The 24,299-nt window shown below is 32.8% G+C and carries 28 protein-coding genes and 1 tRNA gene; 23 read left to right on the top strand and 6 right to left on the bottom strand.

Features of this window, described 5'->3' with window-relative positions:
* Positions 1-227 precede the first annotated feature (227 nt).
* A complete protein-coding gene (locus tag AC3ASS_RS01285) occupies positions 228-1,766 on the top strand; it encodes a rhomboid family intramembrane serine protease (RefSeq protein WP_488281686.1) in 1,539 nt (512 codons plus the stop codon).
* Here AC3ASS_RS01285 and AC3ASS_RS01280 read toward each other — a convergent pair.
* Complete coding sequence (locus AC3ASS_RS01280) at positions 1,729-2,607, bottom strand: hypothetical protein (RefSeq protein ID WP_488281685.1); 879 nt, start codon at positions 2,605-2,607, stop codon at positions 1,729-1,731. The two genes, AC3ASS_RS01285 and AC3ASS_RS01280, sit on opposite strands and share 38 nt — an antisense overlap.
* A 135-nt stretch (positions 2,608-2,742) precedes the next feature.
* Here AC3ASS_RS01280 and AC3ASS_RS01275 point away from each other — a divergent pair, with 135 nt between their 5' ends.
* The 6 genes from AC3ASS_RS01275 (at position 2,743) to AC3ASS_RS01250 (ending at position 10,424) form a co-directional block, all read left to right on the top strand.
* Entirely contained in the window at positions 2,743-4,203 is a 1,461-nt protein-coding gene (locus tag AC3ASS_RS01275; protein ID WP_488281684.1) for a spore germination protein, read from the top strand.
* A 276-nt stretch (positions 4,204-4,479) separates the two neighbouring features.
* Positions 4,480-4,692, top strand: a complete 213-nt coding sequence (locus tag AC3ASS_RS01270; protein WP_488281683.1) for a YqgQ family protein — start codon at positions 4,480-4,482, stop codon at positions 4,690-4,692.
* Positions 4,693-5,652, top strand: coding sequence for an ROK family glucokinase (locus AC3ASS_RS01265; RefSeq protein WP_488281682.1), 960 nt, complete (start codon positions 4,693-4,695; stop codon positions 5,650-5,652).
* Between the two features lie 219 nt (positions 5,653-5,871).
* Positions 5,872-7,755 carry an LTA synthase family protein gene (locus tag AC3ASS_RS01260; protein WP_488281681.1) on the top strand — a complete coding sequence of 628 codons (1,884 nt, stop codon included), beginning with the start codon at positions 5,872-5,874 and terminating at the stop codon, positions 7,753-7,755.
* An 87-nt stretch (positions 7,756-7,842) separates the two neighbouring features.
* The gene (locus tag AC3ASS_RS01255; RefSeq protein WP_488281680.1) at positions 7,843-9,030 is read left to right on the top strand and encodes a M14 family metallopeptidase; all 1,188 of its coding nucleotides are present in this window, start codon (positions 7,843-7,845) and stop codon (positions 9,028-9,030) included.
* A 236-nt stretch (positions 9,031-9,266) separates the two neighbouring features.
* A complete protein-coding gene (locus tag AC3ASS_RS01250) occupies positions 9,267-10,424 on the top strand; it encodes a YqgU-like beta propeller domain-containing protein (RefSeq protein WP_488281679.1) in 1,158 nt (385 codons plus the stop codon).
* Between the two features lie 31 nt (positions 10,425-10,455).
* On the opposite strand, the gene AC3ASS_RS01245 is transcribed toward AC3ASS_RS01250, so the two are convergent.
* The gene (locus tag AC3ASS_RS01245; RefSeq protein ID WP_488281678.1) at positions 10,456-10,629 is read right to left on the bottom strand and encodes a DUF2759 domain-containing protein; all 174 of its coding nucleotides are present in this window, start codon (positions 10,627-10,629) and stop codon (positions 10,456-10,458) included.
* 170 nt (positions 10,630-10,799) lie between these two features.
* On the opposite strand from AC3ASS_RS01245, the gene AC3ASS_RS01240 reads away from it, so the two are divergent.
* Positions 10,800-11,435: an MBL fold metallo-hydrolase gene (locus AC3ASS_RS01240; RefSeq protein ID WP_488281677.1), complete on the top strand. Its 636-nt coding sequence runs from the start codon at positions 10,800-10,802 to the stop codon at positions 11,433-11,435.
* Positions 11,436-11,452: 17 nt separating this feature from the next.
* A complete protein-coding gene (locus AC3ASS_RS01235; protein WP_488281691.1) occupies positions 11,453-12,502 on the top strand; it encodes a class I SAM-dependent methyltransferase in 1,050 nt (349 codons plus the stop codon).
* 55 nt (positions 12,503-12,557) lie between these two features.
* On the opposite strand, the gene AC3ASS_RS01230 is transcribed toward AC3ASS_RS01235, so the two are convergent.
* Positions 12,558-13,520 (bottom strand): ABC transporter permease, encoded by a 963-nt coding sequence (locus AC3ASS_RS01230; protein ID WP_488281676.1) that lies wholly within the window; start codon positions 13,518-13,520, stop codon positions 12,558-12,560.
* Entirely contained in the window at positions 13,517-14,458 is a 942-nt protein-coding gene (locus AC3ASS_RS01225) for an ABC transporter ATP-binding protein (RefSeq protein ID WP_488281675.1), read from the bottom strand. Before AC3ASS_RS01225 ends, AC3ASS_RS01230 begins: the two co-directional genes overlap by 4 nt.
* Positions 14,459-14,693: 235 nt before the next feature.
* Here AC3ASS_RS01225 and AC3ASS_RS01220 point away from each other — a divergent pair, with 235 nt between their 5' ends.
* From AC3ASS_RS01220 to AC3ASS_RS01200, 5 genes are all read left to right on the top strand, one after another.
* Positions 14,694-15,425: an SDR family NAD(P)-dependent oxidoreductase gene (locus tag AC3ASS_RS01220; RefSeq protein WP_488281674.1), complete on the top strand. Its 732-nt coding sequence runs from the start codon at positions 14,694-14,696 to the stop codon at positions 15,423-15,425.
* Positions 15,422-16,447: an S-adenosylmethionine:tRNA ribosyltransferase-isomerase gene (locus AC3ASS_RS01215; protein ID WP_488281673.1), complete on the top strand. Its 1,026-nt coding sequence runs from the start codon at positions 15,422-15,424 to the stop codon at positions 16,445-16,447. The genes AC3ASS_RS01220 and AC3ASS_RS01215 overlap by 4 nt, the downstream gene beginning before the upstream one ends.
* Positions 16,448-16,474: 27 nt before the next feature.
* Entirely contained in the window at positions 16,475-16,834 is a 360-nt protein-coding gene (locus AC3ASS_RS01210; RefSeq protein WP_488281672.1) for a VOC family protein, read from the top strand.
* A 62-nt stretch (positions 16,835-16,896) separates the two neighbouring features.
* On the top strand, positions 16,897-18,015 hold the full coding sequence (locus AC3ASS_RS01205) for a GAF domain-containing sensor histidine kinase (protein ID WP_488281671.1): 1,119 nt from the start codon (positions 16,897-16,899) through the stop codon (positions 18,013-18,015).
* 32 nt (positions 18,016-18,047) lie between these two features.
* Positions 18,048-18,683 (top strand): response regulator, encoded by a 636-nt coding sequence (locus tag AC3ASS_RS01200; RefSeq protein ID WP_488281670.1) that lies wholly within the window; start codon positions 18,048-18,050, stop codon positions 18,681-18,683.
* A gap of 264 nt (positions 18,684-18,947) precedes the next feature.
* Here AC3ASS_RS01200 and AC3ASS_RS01195 read toward each other — a convergent pair whose 3' ends face one another.
* Both AC3ASS_RS01195 and AC3ASS_RS01190 read right to left on the bottom strand, forming a co-directional pair.
* Positions 18,948-19,193 carry a DUF2626 domain-containing protein gene (locus AC3ASS_RS01195; RefSeq protein WP_488281669.1) on the bottom strand — a complete coding sequence of 82 codons (246 nt, stop codon included), beginning with the start codon at positions 19,191-19,193 and terminating at the stop codon, positions 18,948-18,950.
* Between the two features lie 242 nt (positions 19,194-19,435).
* Positions 19,436-19,507, bottom strand: a tRNA-Gln gene (locus AC3ASS_RS01190).
* 148 nt (positions 19,508-19,655) lie between these two features.
* Between AC3ASS_RS01190 and comGA the strand changes: the two genes are divergently transcribed.
* Genes comGA through AC3ASS_RS01145 form a run of 9 tightly spaced genes read left to right on the top strand, consistent with a single transcriptional unit; the run spans position 19,656 to position 24,299 of the window.
* Positions 19,656-20,738: a competence type IV pilus ATPase ComGA gene (gene comGA, locus AC3ASS_RS01185; RefSeq protein WP_488281668.1), complete on the top strand. Its 1,083-nt coding sequence runs from the start codon at positions 19,656-19,658 to the stop codon at positions 20,736-20,738.
* A complete protein-coding gene (gene comGB / locus AC3ASS_RS01180; RefSeq protein ID WP_488281667.1) occupies positions 20,716-21,744 on the top strand; it encodes a competence type IV pilus assembly protein ComGB in 1,029 nt (342 codons plus the stop codon). Before comGA ends, comGB begins: the two co-directional genes overlap by 23 nt.
* Before the next feature lie 15 nt (positions 21,745-21,759).
* Positions 21,760-22,068: a competence type IV pilus major pilin ComGC gene (gene comGC / locus AC3ASS_RS01175; protein ID WP_488281666.1), complete on the top strand. Its 309-nt coding sequence runs from the start codon at positions 21,760-21,762 to the stop codon at positions 22,066-22,068.
* The gene (gene comGD / locus AC3ASS_RS01170; RefSeq protein ID WP_488281665.1) at positions 22,065-22,499 is read left to right on the top strand and encodes a competence type IV pilus minor pilin ComGD; all 435 of its coding nucleotides are present in this window, start codon (positions 22,065-22,067) and stop codon (positions 22,497-22,499) included. Before comGC ends, comGD begins: the two co-directional genes overlap by 4 nt.
* Entirely contained in the window at positions 22,480-22,797 is a 318-nt protein-coding gene (locus AC3ASS_RS01165; RefSeq protein ID WP_488281664.1) for a hypothetical protein, read from the top strand. The genes comGD and AC3ASS_RS01165 overlap by 20 nt, the downstream gene beginning before the upstream one ends.
* On the top strand, positions 22,763-23,215 hold the full coding sequence (gene comGF, locus AC3ASS_RS01160) for a competence type IV pilus minor pilin ComGF (protein ID WP_488281663.1): 453 nt from the start codon (positions 22,763-22,765) through the stop codon (positions 23,213-23,215). Before AC3ASS_RS01165 ends, comGF begins: the two co-directional genes overlap by 35 nt.
* Complete coding sequence (comGG, locus tag AC3ASS_RS01155; protein ID WP_488281662.1) at positions 23,193-23,591, top strand: competence type IV pilus minor pilin ComGG; 399 nt, start codon at positions 23,193-23,195, stop codon at positions 23,589-23,591. Before comGF ends, comGG begins: the two co-directional genes overlap by 23 nt.
* A 2-nt stretch (positions 23,592-23,593) precedes the next feature.
* Positions 23,594-24,094 carry a shikimate kinase gene (locus tag AC3ASS_RS01150; RefSeq protein ID WP_488281661.1) on the top strand — a complete coding sequence of 167 codons (501 nt, stop codon included), beginning with the start codon at positions 23,594-23,596 and terminating at the stop codon, positions 24,092-24,094.
* Positions 24,095-24,128: 34 nt separating this feature from the next.
* Complete coding sequence (locus tag AC3ASS_RS01145) at positions 24,129-24,299, top strand: YqzE family protein (RefSeq protein WP_488281660.1); 171 nt, start codon at positions 24,129-24,131, stop codon at positions 24,297-24,299.

Raw genomic sequence — 24,299 nt, 5'->3', positions numbered from 1 at the left:
GGTCTAAAGTATTTTGATTCGATTGGATTTAATCTATTTTTGGTACGCATAAATAATCACCAACTTAAATAAAATTCAGGTCTATTATAACCTAAATTTAATGTTGGTGTTATTTATTCCGTCTAAGTTTTTTTTAACATCTGATTACTTTACTTTTTTTTATTGAATTCGTTATAGTTATAAAGGAAGAATAAAAGGCGAGAAAAGGTGAGAAAGTAGGGAATATTTTGAGCTTTAACGAAGAATATATTTTTTGGCAATTAGCCCATTTTTATGTTACGAAACAAGGATACCGGATATTAAATTTATCAAAAGATCAAACAGATATTTGGTTAGAGAAATTAGAAAATAAAGAGCGTCCAATTATTCGCTTGAAAAAGGCTGATTTACCATGGAGCAATTTATTAAAGCGTGACAGAGATATTACCGTCATAAATGGTGAAAGAATTCGAAAGCGCTTTTTAAAGAAGAATTTAAAAATTACCAATTTATATATATCTAAATATCCACCAATCGATAGTTATGAACATTTACTTCAGCCTGTAACCGACCAAAAGAAAAGGGTTGAAATTCAATCACAGCTATTAACTGAAGAATATTTTGAAGAATACTATCAAAATAATTTTGAAAATACTTTTTTTATTCATGATGAAATGGATGAAAAAATCATCAATTATTTGAAAAATGAAACACTTCATTACGCAATCGAAGAGATGAAGAAAGAAAAGCAATTATTTGATCACAGCAAACCGATTTTTACATATGTTTTTATCGTAATACTACTAATTATGTTTATGTTGTTGGAAATCAATGGAGGGAGTACGAACGAGAAAACGTTAACGGATTTTGGAGCAAAAGTAAATCCGCTGATTGTAAACGGAGAATGGTGGAGATTTTTCACTCCTATTTTTCTACATATAGGCATGATTCACTTAGTGATGAATACAATTGCGTTATATTTTTTAGGAACGGCCGTGGAGAAAATTTATGGAAAACTTCGCTTTATATTCATATTTATCCTATCGGGATTTTCAGGTAGCCTAGCAAGTTTTCTATTTAGTCCAAATCTCTCAGCTGGTGCAAGTGGTGCCATTTTTGGCTGTTTTGGTGCGCTTCTCTATTTCGGTGTAATCCATCCTAGGTTGTTTGCCAGAACGATGGGAGCAAACGTTTTAATCATGATTGGAATTAACTTAGCGTTTGGATTTACCTTTCCTGGAATTGACAATGCGGGGCATATCGGAGGTCTAATCGGCGGATTTTTAGCTTCTGGAATTATACACCTTCCGAAAAAGAAAAATTTTCGTTTACAGTTAATATGGACGGCCATTACCATACTCATTTTTTCGATTTCAATCCCTTACGGCTATGCAAACGGTATGAAAAATTCAGATCCATATTTAATGGCATCATTAGCTCAGCATTATAATCAAGAAGAAGAGTATGAAAAGGCATACTCCCTTCTTGATGAATATATAGAGGATTATGGAGATGGTCCGGCGGAAATCTATTTTGTATTATCGTATGCGGAGATACATTTGAATTATTTAGATGATGCTAAACTTCATTTGGAAAAGGCTGTACAGTTGCGATCGGATTTTCATGAAGCCTATTATAATTTGGCACTTCTTTATTTGAATGAAGGTCATTTGCAAGACGCAAAAAATGCGGTAGAGAAAGCATTAAATATCGTTCAAAATGATAAATATAAAAGTTTGCTAGATGAAATTAATTTGACCCTTCAATCTGTTGACGAAGGAGAATAGGTTCACCTTCACTAGTTTCAAATAAAACGAGTAAATGATCTTTATTTTTCGAAATGAGTATAAGGGGGATGGTGCTATCGATTGAATCAATCGTTGTGCCATCTTCCTTACGTATTTTTATAAAGTATTCTTTATAAAGTCCTTCCCACAGTTTCCCAATGATTTCATCTGATTGTTGTTTGGAAAATCCTTTCAATGGTTGAAAAGAATATGGAGCCATTTCTGTAAGCAAATATGGATCATAATGGCTTGGTTGTATGTGAAATTTTTTAAATCCTTTTTTCCAACTTTCGTTTAATGTTTCTTTCGTGATTTTATCTAATGTTTCTTTCCATTCTTTTTCATCCGAGTTGTTTGCTTGTTTAAAAGATTGTAAGGAATCAATGCTTGAATTTACTACATATAGATAGTCTGATGACATTTGTTGAACGCTGCGATATTCATTTTCGGGACGATGGATTTCACTGTAATGAAATGAAATACTTTCTAGTTTTCCGCTATCAATATCTTTTAATTTTTTTTCTTGTTTTAGTGAATTTGTCTGTTGTTCCCATTTCCCCATCTTATCTACTAAACGTCCATTGTTATACAATAAACTGATATCTTGTCTTAAAAAAGCTTTCTCTGGAAGTATAGAAGATGTTTTCCAATCAATCGTGTGCGTATGATTTTCTTTTTCTACATCTTTAATGGATGTGAATGCTGTTTCATACATTATATTTTCATCAATAGGAAAGAAAATAATCGTTTCTTTGACATTTGACTTTAGTAAATATAAAAATATGAATCCAATAACAATAACAATGAAACTTAACCATGTCATTTTTTTTAATATTTCCATCATCTCTTCACCTTCATGTCTGCTATGTTGGTACAATTTATGTGTTTGTCCACAAAATTATGAATTTATGAGTAGGTATTTTTTTCCTCGCATTTGTCAATGATGGTGATAGTTTTTTGGCAGGGAGTGTTTGTTATGGCAAACGAGGAAAAATGGCTTGCATCTGAAGACATAGAGGAAAATGTAGAATTAATGAAGGGGATTTTGGGTGTAGAGAAAAGTTTTGATGTGGTTCATTTAGAGTTGGAATATGCCGGTAGGAAAATGGCGATGTTTTTTATCGATGGATTTGTAAAAGATGATATTCTTCTTTATTTAATGCAGTTTTTGGCAACCCTTCCTGAAGGTAAGTTGGATCGAGATCCTTTAGATCAATTACTGAAAAAATATATTCCATATGTGGAAATTGAGAAAAATAATAATCTATTTAAATTAGCGGATTATGTATTAGCAGGGCCAACGGTTTTGTTTGTGGATGGAGTAGCAGAAGGAATTATTATTGATGCAAGAACATACCCAGTTAGAGGTCCGGAAGAACCCGATACAGAACGAGTTGTTCGAGGTTCAAGAGATGGATTTGTGGAAACGATTGTCTTTAACACTGCTTTGACAAGAAGAAGAATTCGAGACCGTAGCTTGCGAATGGAATATTTACAAATCGGAAGAAGATCAAAAACAGATATTGTTCTATGCTACATTGAAGATATTGCTGACCCTGAAATGGTTAATAAAATACGTGATTCTTTAAAAAAAATTGATACAGATGGTTTGCCGATGGCAGAAAAGACAATTGAGGAATTTATATCCGGAAGACATTGGAATCCATATCCAATGGTTAGGTATACAGAACGTCCGGATACAGCTGCTGTCCATTTGTATGAAGGGCATGTTTGTATCTTTGTAGACGGGTCTCCAAGCGTCATGATTACGCCAACAACCTTTTGGCATCATTTGCAACATACGGAGGAATATCGGAATAAACCCATTACTGGCGCATATTTACGTTTAATACGTTTTATTGCTGTCTGGCTATCTATTTTTTTACTTCCCCTCTGGTATTTGTTTGCAACGGAGGAACATTTATTACGAGAGTATATTTCTTTTATCGGACCTAATAAAGAGGGACAAGTTCCATTATTTCTCCAATTTTTATTTGTTGAATTAGGAATTGATATATTACGTATGGCAGCAATTCATACTCCAACATCGCTGGCGACAGCACTTGGATTAGTGGCAGCATTAATGATTGGTCAAGTGGCAGTTGAAGTTGGTTTATTTACGAATGAGGTTATATTATATTTTTCACTTGCTGCGATTGGTACATTTGCTACTCCTAGTTATGAATTGAGTTTAGCGAATCGAATTGTACGAATTTTGTTACTTACGGCAACCGCTCTTTTCAAAGTATATGGATTTGTCATCGGTACATTGTTATGGATTCTGTTCTTGGTTAGGATGAAATCTTTTGGTATCCCATATTTATGGCCATTTATTCCGTTTAATTACCGAGCCTTTCGAGATGTGATTATCCGTTCACCAATTCCTTTAAAAAATCGAAGGCCAAAAGTATTAGATCCGAAAGATCCGGACAGATAGCATGGATTTATTCATTTTACTAATTGATGAACTCCTCTATAGTAAACGGTTTATATTAACTGTTTCCTTAAGGGGAGAATTTTTTTGTCATTTGTATTCATTAGCTCCGTTTGTACGATTTTCCTTTCAATGAATACCCTAGTAGAATCATTGAAAGGAAAATATAATAATCGCGGATCTGGTTAATACTTGATTTCATTGTGAATATATTAAAATTAGTTTATACTTTTTGTTGTAAATGATAATTACGGATTATACTGCGAGTGGTGATGTTGGTTGAATTCCATTTATGATGTTCGTCAATTTTTAAAACAATTTGGAACAATTATATATGTTGGGGACCGTTTGTCAGATTTACAGTTGATGGAAGAAGAAATAAAAGAATTATATAAAAATAAACTTGTGGAGCCAAAAGAGTATCAAACTGCTTTATTACTTTTACGTCAAGAGATGGCCCGAGAATTAGATAAAAAGAAAAGGGTGAAATAGATGACAAAGGATGTAATTGTTGGTGTTGATTTAGGTGGAACAACGATTAAAATGGCTATTGTCGATGCTGATCATGGAAATTTTATAAATCGATGGGAGATTCCGACAAATACAAGTGACAACGGGAAATATATAGTGAATGATATGGCTTTATCAATTAAAGAAAATCTTAACCAATATCCCGAACTACATATATTAGGAATAGGTATAGGGGCTCCTGGCCCTGTAATAAATCAAGGAACCATCAAAGAAGCGGTCAATTTAGGGTGGAAAAATTTCCCGCTAAAAGAATTGATGGAAAAAGAATTGCAAAAACCTGTGTATGTTGAGAACGATGCCAATTGTGCCGCATTAGGTGAAATGTGGAAAGGTGCTGGGCGAAACTCAACGAATATCGTATGTTTAACCCTTGGAACTGGTGTTGGTGGAGGAGTTATTATCAATGGAGACATCGTTCAAGGCGTAGGTGGCGGCGGTGGTGAGATTGGCCATATGCCTGTTCAATTTGACGATTCTTTCCAATGTAATTGTGGGAAAAAAGGATGTTTAGAAACGGTTGCGTCTGCAACAGGAATCGTTAATATTTTTTCAAAATTAGAAAAAGAATATTCTGAACGGAGTGAGCTGAAAGATCTATATACATCCAATGGAAAGATTTCTACTCGAGAAATTTTTGACTATGCCAAAAAAGGTGATTCCCTAGCAAAACAAGTAGTAGAAAAAGCATCATCGTATTTAGGGATAGCGATTGCTAACTTGGCAGCCATTTTAAATCCTGAGAAGGTTATTTTAGGCGGTGGTGTTTCAAAAGCAGGAAATATTCTATTAGAAACAGTGGAAAAATTTTATTCCCAATATGCTTTTCCACCTACGAAAAATGATACAAAGATTGTATTAGCCGAGCTGGGAAATGATGCAGGAATTTTAGGTGCATGTTGGCTCGTGAAAAAAAATCAATAAATGAAAACAGGAGTTTTTATCTAAGTTTTTAGAAAAAACTCCTGATTTATTTATGACGATAGTTTTATTTTTTATTGCAAATGGATAAATTTTGAAACATTCATTCATTTATTTCGTCTAATTTAAGGATAATAAGAATAGAATGTTGAATGTCGTTGGAGCAATGAAAAATTTTAAGCATAATGTCCCATTGTTTCTCTTTTTCTGGAGGTAATTTTTATGCAAAATTTAAGGAATGATAAAATATCCTTTCTCTTGCTTGCCACTGTTTTGCTTTGGATGAAAACATATATTACCTATAAAACTAGCTTTGATTTAAAAATTGAGAATCAATTGCAGGAGTTCATATTATTTATTAATCCTCTAAGCTTTATATTTACTGTTTTTGGCCTTTGTTTATTTATGAAAGAGAAAAAGAGAACAAGCTATCTTTTAATAACGAGTTTTCTAATGTCGTTCGTATTATATGCAAACGTAGTGTTCTATCGTTTTTTTAATGACTTTATTACTTTACCGTTACTATTCCAAACAAGTAATTTTGGTGATTTAGGTAGTAGCGTTACAGAAGAAATAAAAGCCTATGACGTATTATACTTTTTGGATTTTTTCATTTTACTAGCATTCATTTATCTAAAGCCTTCATTTTTGTCCTTGAACGGTTATGAAAAATTCAACCGGAAAGTGTATTTCCTATGTGTAGCGGCTCTTTCCTTTTTTAATTTAGGATTAGCTGAGTTGGAGCGACCACAATTATTGACAAGAACGTTTGATAGAGAAATGCTTGTAAAATATATTGGTCCTTTTAACTATCATTTGTACGACATTTATTTACAATCTAAAACTTCCGCACAAAGAGTTTTAGCCGATGGCAGCGATTTGGCGGAAATTGAAAATTATGTGAAAGCTAATAAGAAGCAACCTACGGAAGAAATGTTTGGAATTGCAAAAGGGAAAAATGTTATCGTCATTTCGATGGAATCCACGCAAAGCTTTGTGATTAACAATACAGTTAACGGGCAAGAAATTACTCCTTTTCTTAATGATTTTATTAAAGAAAGTTATTATTTCGATAATTTTTATCATCAAACTGCGCAAGGCAAAACATCTGATTCAGAATTTTTACTGGAGAATTCTTTATATCCTTTAAGTAGAGGAGCAGTTTTCTTTACTCATGCAAATAATCAATATAATGCAATTCCATCTATTTTAAATAAACGAGGATATTACACGGCAGTATTACATGCGAATAATAAATCTTTTTGGAATCGAGATATTATGTATAAATCATTAGGGTATCAGCGCTTTTATTCGTTATCGGATTATGAAGTAAATGAAGAAAATTCAGTCGGTTGGGGTTTAAAAGATATTGAATTTTTCGAACAATCAATTGAACATTTAAAAAATATGAAGCAACCGTTTTATGCTAAATTTATAACCTTAACCAACCATCATCCATTTGAATTAAACGAAGAAGATCAAATGATTGAACCATTTAATTCAGAAAGCAATACGCTAAACAAATATTTTCCTACGGTAAGATATACAGATGAAGCGATAAAAATCTTTATTCAACGACTAAAGGAAGAAGGATTATACGAAAATTCCATCATTATCATCTATGGAGACCATTACGGTATATCTGAGAACCACAATCAGGCGATGAGTCAATATTTAGGAAAGGAAGTAACACCGTTTGTAAGTACTCAACTGCAACGTGTACCATTAATCATTCATATTCCTGGTCATAAAGGGAAAATTATTTCGTCTGTAGGAGGACAAATAGACCTTCGACCCACGATCCTTCATTTACTTGGAATCGATACAAATGAAGATTTAACTTTCGGTAATGATTTATTTTCTAATACAAAGGATGAATTTGTTGTATTAAGAGATGGAAGTTTTATTACCAAAGACTATGTATATACGAAAAATGTTTGCTATGATAAGAAAACTGAGGAACCAACCGATATGACTTTATGTGAACCTTATATGGAACGAGCTCAAAAAGAACTAGAATACTCAGACAAAATTATTTACGGAGATTTATTACGTTTTTATGAGAAAAATTTGACTTTTAGTGAAGAAGGAAAACTTGTTCAATAACCTTGCGAATTTAGCAAGGTTATTTTTATGTACAAACAATTAAAATGTTTTCTCATCATACATCTTATATAGGAGGTGGGGGAAGTAATGAAAATTAAAGCAAGAAAAGGTGATACGTTTCGCAAATATAGCGAATGGTTTCAATTACCTGTCCAACTTTTGATAGATTCGAACCCACACATTAGGCAAGAGCCAATACTAGAAGGGACTGAAGTTGCTATTTGTGGGTATGATATAGAGGATTACCAAGCTCAACCAAACGATTCCGTTGAATCAATTTCTTTATTAAAAAAATGTTCAGTAGAAGCCATTTTAAGATGTAACCCATTATTAAAAGAAAAACAATGTGAGACGGGCCAAATCATCCGATTACCTAGGAAAGTTATGAAGACGAAGATTCGAACCGATCGACCTTATGATTTTCGTCAACTGCAAATAGATTTAGTCCAATTGCTAGAATTGTACCCGTTTTTAAAATGTAGAACGATTGGATACAGCGTATTAAAAAAGCCAATTTATGAGATAACGGTAGGCAGAGGAACAAATATCGTTCATTATAATGCGGCTTTTCATGCAAATGAATGGATTACATCATTAATATTAATGAAATGTCTCAATGAATATTTAATTTCATTAACGCTTCAGCAACCCTTTTATGGAACGAATCCATTAAATCTTTATATGAAGAATTTTCTCTCGGTTGTTCCAATGGTGAATCCAGACGGGGTTGATTTGGTCATTCATGGAGCAGATTTTCAATCGGAAGAAATCGTCTTACCAATTAATGAAGGAAACAAAGATTTTACACATTGGAAGGCAAATATTCGCGGAGTGGATTTAAATAATCAATTTCCTGCAAATTGGGAAATTGAAAAAGAGAGAAAAATCCCAAAACACCCAGCTCCAAGGGATTACCCAGGAGAACAGCCATTAACCGAACCAGAAGCTATAACTATGGCAGCACTTGCAAAAGAAAAAAAATTCGACCGGTTGATGTGCTTTCATACACAAGGAAAAGAAATTTATTGGGGATATGATAATTTCGAACCAAAAGAATCGTATGAAATAGCTAGAGAGTTTGAAAAGGTGAGTGGGTATAAAGCGATTCAATATATCGATAGCCATGCAGGCTATAAAGACTGGTTTATTCAAAACTTCCAAAAACCGGGATTTACCGTTGAATTAGGGAAGGGAATTAATCCGTTACCTCTATCTTTCGTTCCATCCATTTATGAAGAAGCTGTATGTTTATTTATGAAAAACATGTTTCATTAACAAAAATATGACATTTTTATTACAAACTAAGTGTTCTTTTATTGCCACATAGCTTAACCAAGGTTTATACTTATATTAGTAAAACTCCTTCGAGAATCTTCTTTCCACCATCTCATGCTCGGTTTGTCCCCGAGCATTTTCTTCTCTTTGTTACATTCCTTTAAAAATTTTGAAACATTTAACAATTTAAATCGTCTATTATATTAAATCCATTTATGTTAGGAGGGGGAGAGAAAGTGTTTGTGAAAAAAATACATATTCGTATATCATCCGTTTTTATTTTTATTATGACTCTTCTCCTATTCGTAAGTGGATGTCAAAGTAATTCCATTAGTTCGATGCACGAAAAAATGAAAGATAAACAACCTTTAAAGAAGTCACTTCCAAATGAGATTATCGATGACTTCATTAAACCTATCGCTTTAACGGAAAAACAATTTCAATCGGTTATTGGGTTTACGAATGATCGAAAAGTGATTTATATACAAAACAATGACGACACTTCAAGTGATTTAATAAGTTACCATATCCAAGATGGCGAGACGAAGCTTTTATTTGAAGGAAATGATCCAATCGTAAATGCTAAAATTAGTCCGAATGGTGAATATGTTCTTATTCATACATCACCTACATTTGATAAAGCGGATCTCTTGATTATGGACTTAAAAACGGAGGAAATTTTGATTGAGGAAACAATTCCTTCTTATGAATTAATGTACGAATGGAGCCCATACAATCATAATGAACTTATGATTACTTGCTTCTATGAGGATTTTTCGTATCAAGTTTATTTATTGGATATTACACGAAAAGAATTAAAAGAATTATCCTTGTCCCAACCATTCATTAAGTGGAAAAGCGAAAGGGACTGGATAGCTATCAACTGGGAAAGGGATAATCTCGAAACTGAAGCGTCATTCATTCAATTTTTTCCAGACGGTTCATCAACTACCATTCATTCTGACAGACAATATTATTATATTGATTCATGGAATGGTTGGATCATGGGACTTTCAATTAATAAACAAGATGTAACTAAAACAGATGTAATATTTTATAATCAAGAGTTTGAACAAGTGTACAAATATACAATCCCTCATTTGAATGCATATTCATCAATTGCAGTATTTCATTATGATTTAGTGGAAGCAAAGGATACTTTTTACTATATTCGACCAAAAGAAGGCGGTGAAGTAGACACTTATACAGGTTCTTTTCAATTGGTGGCTGTAGATTTAAAAAATGGAGAAGAAAAAATTGTTAAAGAAGATATCCCAAATGCTCCAATATCCTGCAACAATGAAGGAGATATGTGTTTATTTGGGTATCGATTTGAACAAATATTAAAATTAAATACAGGGGATATTGATCCTCTAGTAACGGTTCATGAATAAATAAAAAGGGATCGTTTTCTATACGATCCCTTTAGTGTGCGGTTGGATAACCACTGTCAATAATCGTCATAATGGTAAAGAATCCGAAAACAGCTACAGTAGCTAAAGCGAATACTAAACCAAGAATATTACGATTTTTTAAAGATGAAAATACACCATATAGAGCTAGTAATGTTACTAGTGCAAATATGATAACTGTACCCATTAACTTTACCCCCTAAAATATTCATCCTTTTCGGAGTAAGGATTTATATGTATTATTATGTATAAAAGTACTCACTATTACTTATTGTAATGTTTTTTATTTTATTTGTCGAGGTCCAATCATGACAGTTCTTTGTCCATTTTTATTTTTTTAAGGAGTGAGTGGCAAACATGAAATGGGAAAAAATTTCATTGGGTCCATTACAGACGAACTGCTTTATTGTACATAATCATAAAGAGTGTTTAATTTTTGACCCTGGTGGTGATGAAAATGTGTTAGAAAAGTGGTTGAAAGAGAATGAGTTGAAACCGCTTGCCATCTTATTAACACATGCACATTTTGATCATATCGGTGCTGTCGAATATATGAGAAATCAGTATCAAATTCCTTTATACCTCCATGAACATGAAAAAGATTGGCTGAAAAACCCTTCATTAAATGGTTCACAATTTTTTATGGGAAATTCTATTCAATGTGAAGATGCTGATGTATGGATTACTCAAGAGGAAAGCATGAAAATTGGTCCATTTAGTTTTCAAATTTTATTTACTCCTGGTCATTCGCCAGGAAGTGTATCTTATTATTTTCATGAATTAAATGCAGTTGTTTCTGGTGACGCTTTATTTCAAAATAGCATAGGAAGAACGGATTTACCGGGTGGAAACCTTCAACAATTAATGCACAGTATTCATCATAAATTACTTCAATTACCTGAACAAACAGAGGTACTTCCAGGTCATGGTCCGACAACAACTATACAAAATGAAATGGATACAAACCCGTTTTTAAACGGATTCACTTTTTAAAGGTGATGGAGAAAGTGATGGAGAAGATTTTAGAAAGGATTAAATTATCAGAAAATAACTATATTACATATGATGAATTTATTGCGTTGGCACTTTATGAACCGTCTGAAGGGTACTATATGAAAAATCATGAAAAGGTAGGGAAAAGAGGGGATTTTTATACAACTCCTTTATTTTCTTCTGTCTTTGCAGAAATGATTGCAAAATATTTTTTAAAGTCGATCAATGATTTTTCCATTGAGCCTAATTTTTATGAACTTGGAAGTGGGACAGGTCATTTTGCTTTTTCCTTTTTATCTAATCTTTCTAATCAGAAGGTAAATTATTATTCGATTGAAAAAAGTGATTTTCATCGTAATATTCAAAAAGGACGTTTAAAAGATTATCCTGTTCAATATTTAACTACTATAGATGAACTAGAATGTTTCAATGGATTTATTTTTTCAAATGAATTTTTTGATGCATTCCCTGTTCATGTTATTCAGAAACAAGAGGGAGAAATATTTGAAGTTGTTGTGACAGAAAAAAATGGTCAATTACAAGAAATGTTACTACCATTAATGAATGAACGTGTTGAGAACTATTTAAATAATTATCAAATTTCCTTGCAAAATGGTCAAAGATTAGAAATACCTTTAAAAGCAATTGAGTTTTATGAAAAGTTATTAAAAAAGTGTAAAAACACTATTTTAATGACCATCGATTACGGATATCGTTTTCATGAACTGACACATCCGATCAGAAAAGATGGAAGTTTAAGAGGATACTATCGTCATGAAATGATTAGAGATGTATTAAAATATCCTGGCCAAATGGATATTACACATCATATCCATTTTGATGCTTTTATACAAATCGGGAAGGAATATGGCTTTACAACGGTCGAATTTGCTCGACAAGATGAATTCTTGCTTAAAATAGGTATTTTAAATGAGTTAATAAATCATCATGAAACGGACCCTTTTTCATTCACTAGCAAACGAAACCGAGCAATCCGCTCCCTTATTACACCGGGTAGTATAAGTAATTCCTTTCACGTACTTATTCAAAAAAGTAAAACATGTTGATGCGTATAAAAAAATCATCATTCTCCATAATGGAAATGATGATTTTTTTATTTTGTTAAAATGTAATATCTCTTTTTTGGAAGTACGTAAATGTTAAAACCATGAAAATGATGTAATAAACAGCTAATATTGTTAATGAAAATGGTAATGTTAATAGATCATAAAAATTATTACCATATAAATAGATTTGTAAATCTAAATGAGGGAAAATAATATATTTAAACCATTCATAGCGATCTAATAATGAGAACAATATAGCACCTAGCACGGAATTTAAGAACAATACAAAGATTCCTACACCAACCGCTAACGATTGATTTTTAAATAATGTTGATAACATAAAGGAAATCGTATTAATGATAAGTAAACTTGGTAGGTATAATAGAATTCCTTTAACGAATTGGGCACCAACGGTAGTTATAATTGGATCTTGACCACCTTGAATGTACGTTTCAATAACCGTTTTTTCTGAAAAGCTACCATTTTCAAAAAGAATTGATCCAATGATATATCCAGAAACGATTAAAACAAAGAGAAGGAATAGAGAATATAGATTAATGGTAATATATTTTGATAATAAAATTTTCCAACGCTTATGTGGGCGAATAAGTAATTGTTTAATTGTACCGTCTGAATATTCCGCAGCTATATTTCCACTAGCAATAATAACACTAAAAAGAGTAACTAAAGACGTAATGCCAATGACAATATCTTTCATATAATCCCAATTGGTGAGTTTATTCGGATTAATATTATTTTTTAATATTTCTTGTTTTACTTTTAATTGGCTTTCCAAATGCTCACGATAGCTATCATCAATATCTCCATTGGATAATTCAAATTGGATTCCTTCGATTTCTTGTTCGACTTCTTCTTTCCAATTTTCACTTGGTTCTGGCTCAAATTTTTGATACAAAATACCACCAATGAATAATATAGCAATAATGATTACAGCATAAACCCACGAACTATGTTTCCCGAATATTTTCATCCATTCATTTTGTATTAAACGGATCATTTTTCTTCACCACTCTTTTCGGCATTTGTAATTTCTAAGAATCGATCTTCTAATGTTTTCTTGCTCACTTGGATACTAAAAACATCAATATCTCCTTGAACAAGCACTTTATTTATTTTTGGAATCGAATTGTATTCAATCATTGCATGGAACTCTTGTCCATTTTTCACGACAAAGTTTCCGTTTAATGCAGCATGTTCTATCAACTCAACAGCTTTTTGACTATCATTAACGACAAATGTTACCTCTTTTACAGCATTTGACTCATTCTCATCGGATTCTTCAATAGATGCGATATGGATTAGTTTCCCTTTTTCAATAATTGCATAACGATCACACATCAGTTGCATCTCAGAAAGTAAATGAGAGGACACAAGGACTGAAATGCCTTTTTTCGCAAGAACTTTTAAATGTTCCCTAAATTCACGTATTCCTTGAGGATCTAATCCGTTTGTCGGTTCATCCAAAATTAATACAGATGGATCATGCAGTAATGCTTGGGCCACTCCCAGTCTTTGACGCATCCCTAAAGAATAGGTTTTGACTTTATTATGTATGGCATCTTCTAACCCAACGAGTTTAGTAATTTCCATGATTTTTTCGTCTGAAATGTCTTTAATGGCCATTCTTGCATAATGTTTTAAGTTTTTATAACCTGATAAGTATTTGTAGAATTCAGGGTTTTCGACAATCGCACCAATTTCATTTAATGTTTTCGAAAATGATTCATCTAAGTCGTGACCGTTGACAATGACTTTACCATTCGTCCGATTGATAAGACTGACGATCATTTTGATGATTGTCGTTTTTCCTGCTCCGTTTGGTCCTAACAGTCCAAAAATTTCTCCTTTCATGATTTGAAAGCTAACGTTGTCCACGATCTTCTTTTTACCAATTTGTTTTGTTAAAGATTGGACTTCCAACGCAATATTAGACATATTTCCCCTTCTTTCTTTTTCGTTTTTTATAGAAGATATTTCCATCATACATAATTTTTAGGATGACTCCAACTATAATACGAATAAATCGTAAAAAAGTTGCATGGAGATTAAAAAATTTACTTGGTTTTTTCCACGACTAAAGTTGTATTCTTATTTCTAGCTTTTTACTGAAGGAATCCTTTTCATTTCCTCTTAAGATAAAGTTGAAACATTTAATAAAGAGGAGATGAGCATGTTGAAGGATCAAGTGGTTATGATTACCGGTGCTTCGAAAGGATTAGGAAGGGCACTGGCAATGGCTTTTGGAGAAAAAGGAGCAAAGCTTGCTATATGTGCAAGAGGCCAAGAAAAATTAAGGAAAGTAGAAAAAGAGTTACGAAATATGGGTGTTCAAGTTTTGGCCGTACAAGCAGATGCTTCAAATCCGTTTGATATTGAACGTTTTGTTTCCATAACTGAAAAAGAGTTTGGAAAAATTGATGTTCTTATTAATAATGCATCTGTTCTTGGGCCAAGTCCTATGCCGATTTTAGCGGATTATCCGGCAGACGAATTTTTAAATGTCCTACGGGTTAATGCATTTGGTCCGTTTTTAGTGACAAAAAGGGTATTACCTGGAATGTTATTACGGAATGAAGGAACTATTATAAATATAACTTCTGAAGCAGGACATATTGGATATGAGGGATGGGGAGCTTATGGAGTTTCAAAATTTGCTTTAGAAGGATTGACAGAAATTTGGGCTGAAGAACTAGCGAATACAAATATTCGTATGAATATGGTAGACCCTGGTGAAATGGATACGGAAATGCATCAACTTGCTGTTATCGACTGTGATTATCCATTAGCAAAACCAGAAGAAATTGTTGATGTCTTTCTTTATTTAGTATCAAAAGAAGGAGCTCATATTCATGGTCAAAGAATTGAAGCACAAAAATTTTTGAAAAGAGGGGAAAATCAGTGAGAACAACCTATACGTTTCAACTTCCAAAAGAGTTAAATGCCACCTGTCCCCCTGAAAAACGAGGGTTAAGGAGAGATGGAGTGAAATTAATGGTTTTAAATAAGCAAACAGGAGCCATTGATCATGATTGTTTTTATAATCTTGATCAATATTTGAACAAAGGTGATTTGCTTATTGTTAATAATAGTAGAACGATACCAGCATTATTAAAAGCGGATTGGTATAGAGGACAGAAATTTTTAAAAATGAATTGTGAAATTCGGCTTGCCAGGCAGTTAAATGAAAGAGAATGGGATGTAATTATTCCTCAAGAAGGAATTCAATTCGGAGATATCTTTCATTTTTCCAACAACGTTATTGGAAAAGTGACAAAAGTCAGTGAGCACTCGCCATTTAAACGAATGGAATTTACATTAGGGGGAGTACAACTCCTCCATGAGATATATAAGTTAGGGGAACCCATTCGTTATGAATATATTCATCAACCATACCCGTTAGAAGACTATCAGACGGTATTCGGGAGTATTCCAGGATCAATGGAAATGCCTTCAGCTGGTAGAGCCTTTACATGGGAATTGTTAGAAAAGCTAAAAAGAAAAGGTGTTCAAGTAGCTTCAATTATTCTTCATACTGGATTAAGCTACTATTTGGATGATAAATGGGATCATTCACCTTCTCTACAATTTGAAGAATTTGTGGTTCCTCCAAATGTCATCAAGCAAATTCAAGAAACGAAGAATAAAGGAAACAAAGTGATTGCCGTCGGGACAACGGTCATTCGTGCAGTGGAAACAGCCATTCATACTGGGAAATATTCAGGATGGACAAATTTATATATAGATCGAGATTTTAAAATTATCAGTGCGGATGGAATCATTACTGGTTTCCATGAACCTGAAGCTAGTCATTTACATTTATTATCTTCTTTTGTGCCAGAATCATTTTTAATGAAAGCATATGAAGAAGCGATAAAACATGAATATTATTGGCATGAGTTCGGGGATATGAATTTAATCATTTAATGGTTGTCAAGGATGGAGGTCATTTAGATGAAATTTCATCATTTTTCAATAACCGTTCCCCACTTACCATCTGCCATTCAATTTTATCAAAATGTTTTTCAAGCGAAGATCCTCTTATATCTAGAAGAATGGGAGGAAAAAATTGCTTTTATACAAATCGATACTTTAACGATTGAATTAATAGAAGATGCAAGTGCTGAAGAAAAAGTTAACGATAGACATCTATGTTTTCAAGTAGATGATATACATTCGATAGCATCTAAACTAGAAAAATTTGAAATGTTTCTTTTGGAAGGACCATATGAATTGAAAAACGGATGGACTACTGTCTTTTATCAAGGAAAACATGGGGAAATTATAGAATTTTTCCAAATAAAAAAATCATGATGTTTTTTCTTTATTTATATCCATTTATAATGGAAGATAAATAGAATATGGGAGTGAGACGTTTGAGTAAGCAGTCCGGACAAAAAGAAATTGTAATCTTGAAAGAAATTGCAGAATTACTTAATGAAGGAACGGATACACAAAGTGTACTTTCTGAAGTGTTAAAAAAACTTCTTGAAGTAACCGGGCTAAAAGTAGGTTGGATTTTTCTAATAGATCAAAATGGCAATCATGAACTTGTTGCCAGCGAACAGCTTCCACCCGCATTAAGAGAAAATGAATGTTTGAGAATGAAAAAAGGAAAATGTTGGTGTGTGAACCGATTTTATTCTGGAAAACTAACAAAAGCTACAAATATTATTGAGTGTCAAAGGATTGAAAATGTCATTACCAATCAATTAGGGGATCATTCTGGACTGACTCACCATGCCACTGTTCCCCTGCGTGCAGGTAATGAAAGATTTGGATTGTTAAATGTCGGATCTCCCAATAAAACGTATTTTAATGATAATGAGTTAGGATTGCTCGAATCGATTGCCTATCAAATAGGTACAGCATTAAAAAGAATCAAATTAACAAAATTAGAGAAAGAAACCGCGCTAATTGCCGAAAGGAACCGTTTAGCAAGAGATCTTCACGATTCTGTCAATCAATTACTCTTCTCTTTAAGTTTAACTGCCCGCGCAGGGGTTGAAATGACAAATGATGAGAGACTAAAAGATACGTTTCATTATATACAAGACTTAGCCCAAGAAGCATTAGGAGAGATGAGAGCTTTAATCTGGCAATTGCGACCACAAGGTTTAGAAAACGGAATCATTAGTGCGTTACGTGGATATGCTGAAATGCTAGGGTTAAAAGTCAATGTTGCATTAACTGGAATCACTTCACTTCCAGTAAAAATAGAAGAAGCGTTATGGAGAATTGGCCAAGAAGCATTAGCTAATTGTAAAAAACATGCGAATTCAACTTGTGTAAACGTTCGATTGAGCGTGAAAGACAATGAAGTTGAATTAGCAATTGAAGATGATGGATGCGGATTTATTTATCAACCAAATGCTAATATTCCATCTTTAGGATTGAAAAATATGAAAATGCGTGCAGAATCATTAAATGGTTCTTTCACATTAAATTCAACCATTGGAAAAGGGACGAAAGTGACAGTAAAACTGCCGATATAATTAACCATTTGAACAATGAAAGGGGGAAAGATATGATTCGCTTACTGATTGTCGATGATCATCATGTAGTTCGCAGGGGGCTCGTATTTTTCCTGCAAACGCAAGACGATATCGAAATTGTCGGAGAAGCCTCAAACGGTATAGAAGCGATCGAATTGGCTTCGAAGCTAAACCCGGATATTATTTTAATGGATTTAGTTATGCCTCAAATGAATGGAATAGAAGCAACAAAACGGATAAAACGTTTATTTCCAGAAATGAAGATCTTAATGTTGACAAGTTTTTCAGATCAGGATCATGTCATTCCCGCTTTAGAAGCAGGAGCAACAGGATACCAATTAAAAGATATTGAGCCAGATCAATTAGTAAGAAGTATCCGTAATATTGTTAAAGGTGAACATGAACTTCATCCGAAAGCAACTTCCTATTTAGTGGAAAATTTGTCCAATAATAAACAGAAAACAAATTCCATATTTGATTTAACAAAAAGAGAAATGGAAGTATTAAAAGAAATTGCCAAAGGAAAGAGTAATAAAGAAATAGCTGCAACGTTGTTTATTACAGAAAAAACAGTAAAAACACATGTGTCAAATTTGTTATCAAAGTTAGGCTTGCAAGATCGAACACAAGCAGCATTGTACGCAGTAAAACATCAATTAATAGAATAGAAAAGTGTAAGCATGCAAGAATGGAAGAGGTACGAGAGGAATCAAGGAAACACGGCGAGCTTCGAGCCAATGTTAACTTAACATAGAGGAAGGAGTGGGTCGTTTGCAAGTCACTCCGAGCTGGAGCTAGGCATCCTAAAAGACATAAGCACACAAGAAAGTAAAATGAACGGCCGGCAATCCTGAAGCGAGATATCAATAAAATATTTTTTAATTCCTAAACAAAAATGCTCTTAAAGATAAACATCTTTAAGAGCTTAAATATTAATGGCCTGTTCCGCCTAATGGCATCATGAATGTTGTCCAATATGTGAAACCTGCAAAGAAAATGGTTAAATACGCTCCAAATATGTAAAGATACATTCTTTCTGATAAACGTAAATAGCTTAATAATACAAAAAATCCGGTTTGACCTAAAAATATAAGTGCTGTTGTATACATGCCACCTAAATAAAACATGACAGTAAATATACCGGTCCAAAAACCTAATACTCTGTACATCCGATCCATGTATGTATCCCTCCTTTGTTCCAATACAGTTAGCTTCTTTAAACATTATAAAGGAATTTACAATAGTATGTAAATACCGCTTCATACAGGTTATTCTGTATGTTTTATTGTATCTATCCATTTCAATGTTATTCCTTTTCAATAAAAAAGGAATCAGGAATCATTAACCATTATAGTACAGGATGAAGGATTTTGGAACAAAAAAAAAGAATGTAAAAAAAAGTTCATAATTAATTATTGAACTGGGCTAGCTGGATTCGAACCAGCGCATCACGGAGTCAAAGTCCGTTGCCTTACCGCTTGGCTATAGCCCAATGATTGGATTACATTTTATAAGATGACACGTTTGTAATTTTTTATACGTAGTTTTTATAAAAACGAACAAAAAAATTATGATCAATAAGAAGGATTTTTTCGAAATACGTCGAAATATGAAAATCAAGAAAGGAGAGTGGTGAATGATTGTCAATAACTGTGGAAAGTTTGGCTAGAAAACTAGTCGAAAAAGCTGTTAAAGAAAAGGCAACCGATATCCATATTGTTTTGAAACAAAAAGCAACCATTATTTCATTTCGAATTTCTTATCAATTAAAACAAAAATTTAAGCTGTCTATTGAAGAAGGAGAACGATTAATTGCACATTATAAGTTTAAAGCATCGATGGATATTGGTGAAAAACGGAGACCACAAAACGGTTCCTATTTTATGGAAGTGAATGGAAAATCCATTGGACTTCGCCTCTCAACATTACCCTCAAATTTTTCAGAGAGCCTCGTTATACGAATTTTACCACAAGATGACTTGATTCCTATTGATAAGCTTGCATTATTCCCTAACACGGCGAAAAAATTGCTTGCGCTATTAAAACATGCTCATGGACTTATCATATTCACAGGTCCAACAGGAAGTGGAAAAACTTCTACATTATACACATTATTGAAACATTCATCTACTTTTTTTCAGCGTAATGTAGTTACATTAGAAGACCCAATTGAAAAGAGAAATGAAGATATATTACAAGTTCAAGTAAATGAAAAAGCAGGGATAAGCTATTCTATAGGATTGAAGGCGATTTTAAGACATGACCCAGATATTATTATGGTTGGAGAGATTCGTGATAGTGAAACTGCAAAAATAGCAGTTCGAGCCGCACTCACTGGACATTTAGTATTGACGACGATGCATACGCGGGATTCCATTGGAGCGATTTATCGTTTATTAGAATTTGGCGTAAGTTTAAATGATATTTCCCAAACATTAATTGCTGTCACTGCCCAAAGACTTGTGGAGCTGTCCTGTGCCGTATGTTTAAGTGATTGTGAAGAAAGGTGCTTATGGTATTCAGGAAATAGAACAGCTGTTTACGAAATTTTAAAGGGAAAAGATCTAAAAGCTATATTATCATGTATAAAGGAAAACCAAACTTTTTATCCATCTTTTAAATCTTTAAAAGATTTTATTAGAAAGGGGATTGCTTTAGGATATATAAAACATAAGGAATACGAGCGCTGGGTGGTTGACGATGAAAAAACGTTGGACGATTAAAGATCAAGCTTTATTTTTTAAGCGAATAAGTGAATTATTAAATGAAGGATATACGATTAGTGAAGCACTCGAATTTTTAAAAATTCATGCAAAGGAACGTCATCAAAAAGATATTGATTTTTGTTTGAGTTTATTAAATCGAGGGAGTCCACTTTATACGATTTTTCAACAATTAGATTTTCATTCTACATGCATAAGTTTTACATTCTTTGCAGAAAAAAACGGAAGAATCATTTCTTCCTTTCAAAGCATTAGCAAAATTTTATTAAACAGAGTCCAAGAACAGTCAAAAATGTATCAACTACTTTCTTATCCTATTCTTTTATTTATATTTATAATCGTAATGATTTTTTATTTTCAGCAATATATGATTCCTCAATTTATCCAACTTTATCATTCCTTTCATATGACCTCATCTTCAATTTTCAAACTCTTTATTTGGTTGCATGAGCATCTACTCGATATGGTTTTAATAATCGTAGCTTTTAATACCATTCTTACCATTTTATTCATCATATTCTATAAACGAAAAACACCTTTGCAACGTCAGATTTTCAGATGCTCACTTCCATTTATAGGGAAAATTCAAAAACTCTGGAACAGTTACTATTTTTCCTATCATTTAAGTGAATTGATAAAAAGTGGTGCTTCCATATCTGATAGCTTAAATTTTTTATCTAGCGATCCAAAAAAGCTTTATTTAAAAGAGACGATTAACAAGGTTCGGGAGTCTTTATTACGAGGGGAGTCTTTAGCCACATCATGTCTTTCTATTCCAATATGGAGAAAAGATTTATCGTTTATTCTTGCACATGGGCAGATGAATGGGAGACTTCATATTGAACTATATCAATATAGTCAATATTGTTTTGAAGAATTCTCTGAAAAAATGGAACGATGGTTGAAACGATTACAGCCAATGTTATTTGTTCTCATAGGGCTGTTTATTTTCCTTATTTATTTTGTAGTCATGCAACCAACTTTTCAAATGATTCATCAATTATGACTGGAGGGAAGAAAAATGAAAAGATTTATGAATGAAGAGAAGGGATTTACACTGATTGAAATGATGATCGTACTATTGGTCATTACGATTCTATTAATCATTACCATACCTAATATTTCAAAACATAATTCCACCATTAATAATAAAGGTTGCGAGGCATTGAAAAAAATGGTAGAGGCACAAGTTCAAGCTTTTTCGATTGAACATCAGCGTTTACCAGAAAGTGTAGATGAATTAATAAGTAACGGTTATTTAAAAGAGGAAAACAGCTCTTGTCCAAATGGAGAGAAAATTACCATAGATAATAATGGTAAAGTCTTATGAAACATTGTCAACAAGGGTTCACATTTATTGAAACGTGTATTGTTTTTTCTATTTTTTTGCTCATCGTTACAATAACCCCTCTATACTATTCTAAACTTGTAAAACATTTTGAAACGGAACATTTTCTCCAACAATTAAAGTCTGATTTATATTTTGCTCAACTCTATTCATTGACAAAAGAAAGAGAGGTTTATGCACGATTTTATCCTGATGTGGAAAAATATTTTTTTCGGGATCCCCTCGTCGGATATATAGTTGAACGGAAATATCCCGACTATGTTGAGTTCCTTTACGATGGAATTATTGAATTTAAGTTTAATATTTCTGGGAGTACTTACCCATCGGGTTCGCTTTATTTAAAAATACACGGGCAAAAATATCGAATCATATTTCATTTAGGGAGGGGGCGTTTTGAAGTTAGAAAACAGTAATGGAAATATTGCGGTAGAAGTATTATTATCCTTTTTTATCATATGTTCGGCTATAACAACTTTTATTCCAATCATAATGAATCTAGAAGAGCAGAGGATTTCACAAAAGGAACAATTAGAAAAAAGAAAATTATTAACAGAAACGATACAACATTATTTATTAACAAGTGAAGTTCCTAAAATCCATAAAGATGACTATTTTCTTCATTCGGAAAAAATTAATCAAATGGTTAAGATTTGTGTGAATAAAGTTGGAGATAACCATGATAAAAAGGTTTGTCAAACTATTAAAGAGTGAAAGTGGATATACGCTAGCTGAAATGCTATTTTCTTTTTCCGTCTGGCTCTATGTTGTTACATTGATCGCGATGTTTATTCCGTTCATTTATGTCAATACTCAATTTTCTAATGAAGTTGAAGAAAAAGAATGGGAAATATTTCTTCATCAAAGCAAGCTGGAATTAAGAGGAGCTCGTCAAATTACAGCGGTAAATCAACGACTTACGTTTATCAATTTTTCTAATGAACGAGTGGATTATGAACAATATGGTCAACTGATTAGAAGAAGGGTAGATGGAAAAGGGCATGAAATCTTACTTCATTTTGTCCAAAGTGTTGAATTTAAAAAACAAGCGAATCATATTGAAATATCAGTTCGAACAGTTAATAACCAAAAATTTTCAGCTAAAATATATGTTATTCCATCGTCTTCTTAAACCATTATTCCGAAATGAGTATGGGTTTATTTTACCGTTTACAATTTGTATGTATATCGTTTGTTTTACAATTATAATATTTTCCATACAAATGTTTACGTCTGAGAAAAGTTTCTACCATTTGTCTGAAGAAAATTATTTGATGGATACATTCATTATGAATAGTATTAGAGATATGAAACGTATTTTTGATAATAATCCCGTTCCGAATAGTATCCAATGGTTTTATGATGAAGGCTCATGTGAATACGAGTTAACGTTAAATGATAATATTAAAAAAGGAAAATTAATTTGTAAGACTGAACGAAATAGTAAACAGACAATTTCATTTTCATTTGATACAGGGAAAAAAGAATTTATAGAATGGAAGGAATAATAATGAAACCCATTTATTTAGTAGGTTTTATGGGAGCAGGAAAAACAACGATTGGAAAACTATTAAGCGACTATTTAAATATTTCTTTTTTTGATACGGATCAAGTTATTGAAAAGAAAATTCGTCTTTCAATCCCTGAAATCTTTCAGAAGTACGGAGAACAATTTTTTAGAAAACTTGAGAAGGAAGTAGTGGAATCACTTCCTTCTCAAAATGTTGTCGTTTCAACGGGTGGCGGGATGATGGCGATTGATGAAATTCGGGATTATTTACTTCAACAAGGTATCGTAATCTTTTTACAATGTGACTTTCATTCATTATATGAGCGGATCCGTTATGACAAAACAAGGCCGCTTGTAAACAATCGTTCGAAGGATGAACTACATGCCCTTTATGAAAAAAGGCTACCTTTTTATCAATTAGCCACACATACCATACAAACAACCCATTTAACAGAAAAAGAAACCGTAGACAAAATATTAAATGTACTAAATTTTTCGTAAATGGGCATAATGGTCAAAAAGGGGTGCATCCAACATGAATACGAACGATTACATAAAATATTTAACGCAAACGGTTGTTCAACATTTTGACCGACCAAAAGAAGAACGAAAAAGAATAAAAATGGAAAAGAAAGAAATGAGGGAACCATTCTTATATCGTTGGTTTGGTATGCTTCCTTATATGTTTATGAAAAAAAGAAAATAA

The organism is Bacillus sp. JST-5 (assembly GCF_057747715.1).
Note: the sequence above shows the minus strand (reverse complement) of the source record. Positions and strands in the feature narration are given on the sequence as shown.

Coding starts and splice junctions, on each gene's coding strand:
- AC3ASS_RS01280 (WP_488281685.1), bottom strand. CDS start 2,607: ATGGAAATATTAAAAAAAATGACATGGTTAAGTTTCATTGTTATTGTT.
- AC3ASS_RS01275 (WP_488281684.1), top strand. CDS start 2,743: ATGGCAAACGAGGAAAAATGGCTTGCATCTGAAGACATAGAGGAAAAT.
- AC3ASS_RS01265 (WP_488281682.1), top strand. CDS start 4,693: ATGACAAAGGATGTAATTGTTGGTGTTGATTTAGGTGGAACAACGATT.
- AC3ASS_RS01260 (WP_488281681.1), top strand. CDS start 5,872: ATGCAAAATTTAAGGAATGATAAAATATCCTTTCTCTTGCTTGCCACT.
- AC3ASS_RS01255 (WP_488281680.1), top strand. CDS start 7,843: ATGAAAATTAAAGCAAGAAAAGGTGATACGTTTCGCAAATATAGCGAA.
- AC3ASS_RS01245 (WP_488281678.1), bottom strand. CDS start 10,629: ATGGGTACAGTTATCATATTTGCACTAGTAACATTACTAGCTCTATAT.
- AC3ASS_RS01240 (WP_488281677.1), top strand. CDS start 10,800: ATGAAATGGGAAAAAATTTCATTGGGTCCATTACAGACGAACTGCTTT.
- AC3ASS_RS01235 (WP_488281691.1), top strand. CDS start 11,453: ATGGAGAAGATTTTAGAAAGGATTAAATTATCAGAAAATAACTATATT.
- AC3ASS_RS01230 (WP_488281676.1), bottom strand. CDS start 13,520: ATGATCCGTTTAATACAAAATGAATGGATGAAAATATTCGGGAAACAT.
- AC3ASS_RS01225 (WP_488281675.1), bottom strand. CDS start 14,458: ATGTCTAATATTGCGTTGGAAGTCCAATCTTTAACAAAACAAATTGGT.
- AC3ASS_RS01220 (WP_488281674.1), top strand. CDS start 14,694: ATGTTGAAGGATCAAGTGGTTATGATTACCGGTGCTTCGAAAGGATTA.
- AC3ASS_RS01210 (WP_488281672.1), top strand. CDS start 16,475: ATGAAATTTCATCATTTTTCAATAACCGTTCCCCACTTACCATCTGCC.
- AC3ASS_RS01200 (WP_488281670.1), top strand. CDS start 18,048: ATGATTCGCTTACTGATTGTCGATGATCATCATGTAGTTCGCAGGGGG.
- AC3ASS_RS01195 (WP_488281669.1), bottom strand. CDS start 19,193: ATGGATCGGATGTACAGAGTATTAGGTTTTTGGACCGGTATATTTACT.
- comGB (WP_488281667.1), top strand. CDS start 20,716: ATGAAAAAACGTTGGACGATTAAAGATCAAGCTTTATTTTTTAAGCGA.
- comGC (WP_488281666.1), top strand. CDS start 21,760: ATGAAAAGATTTATGAATGAAGAGAAGGGATTTACACTGATTGAAATG.
- comGD (WP_488281665.1), top strand. CDS start 22,065: ATGAAACATTGTCAACAAGGGTTCACATTTATTGAAACGTGTATTGTT.
- comGF (WP_488281663.1), top strand. CDS start 22,763: ATGATAAAAAGGTTTGTCAAACTATTAAAGAGTGAAAGTGGATATACG.
- comGG (WP_488281662.1), top strand. CDS start 23,193: ATGTTATTCCATCGTCTTCTTAAACCATTATTCCGAAATGAGTATGGG.
- AC3ASS_RS01150 (WP_488281661.1), top strand. CDS start 23,594: ATGAAACCCATTTATTTAGTAGGTTTTATGGGAGCAGGAAAAACAACG.
- AC3ASS_RS01145 (WP_488281660.1), top strand. CDS start 24,129: ATGAATACGAACGATTACATAAAATATTTAACGCAAACGGTTGTTCAA.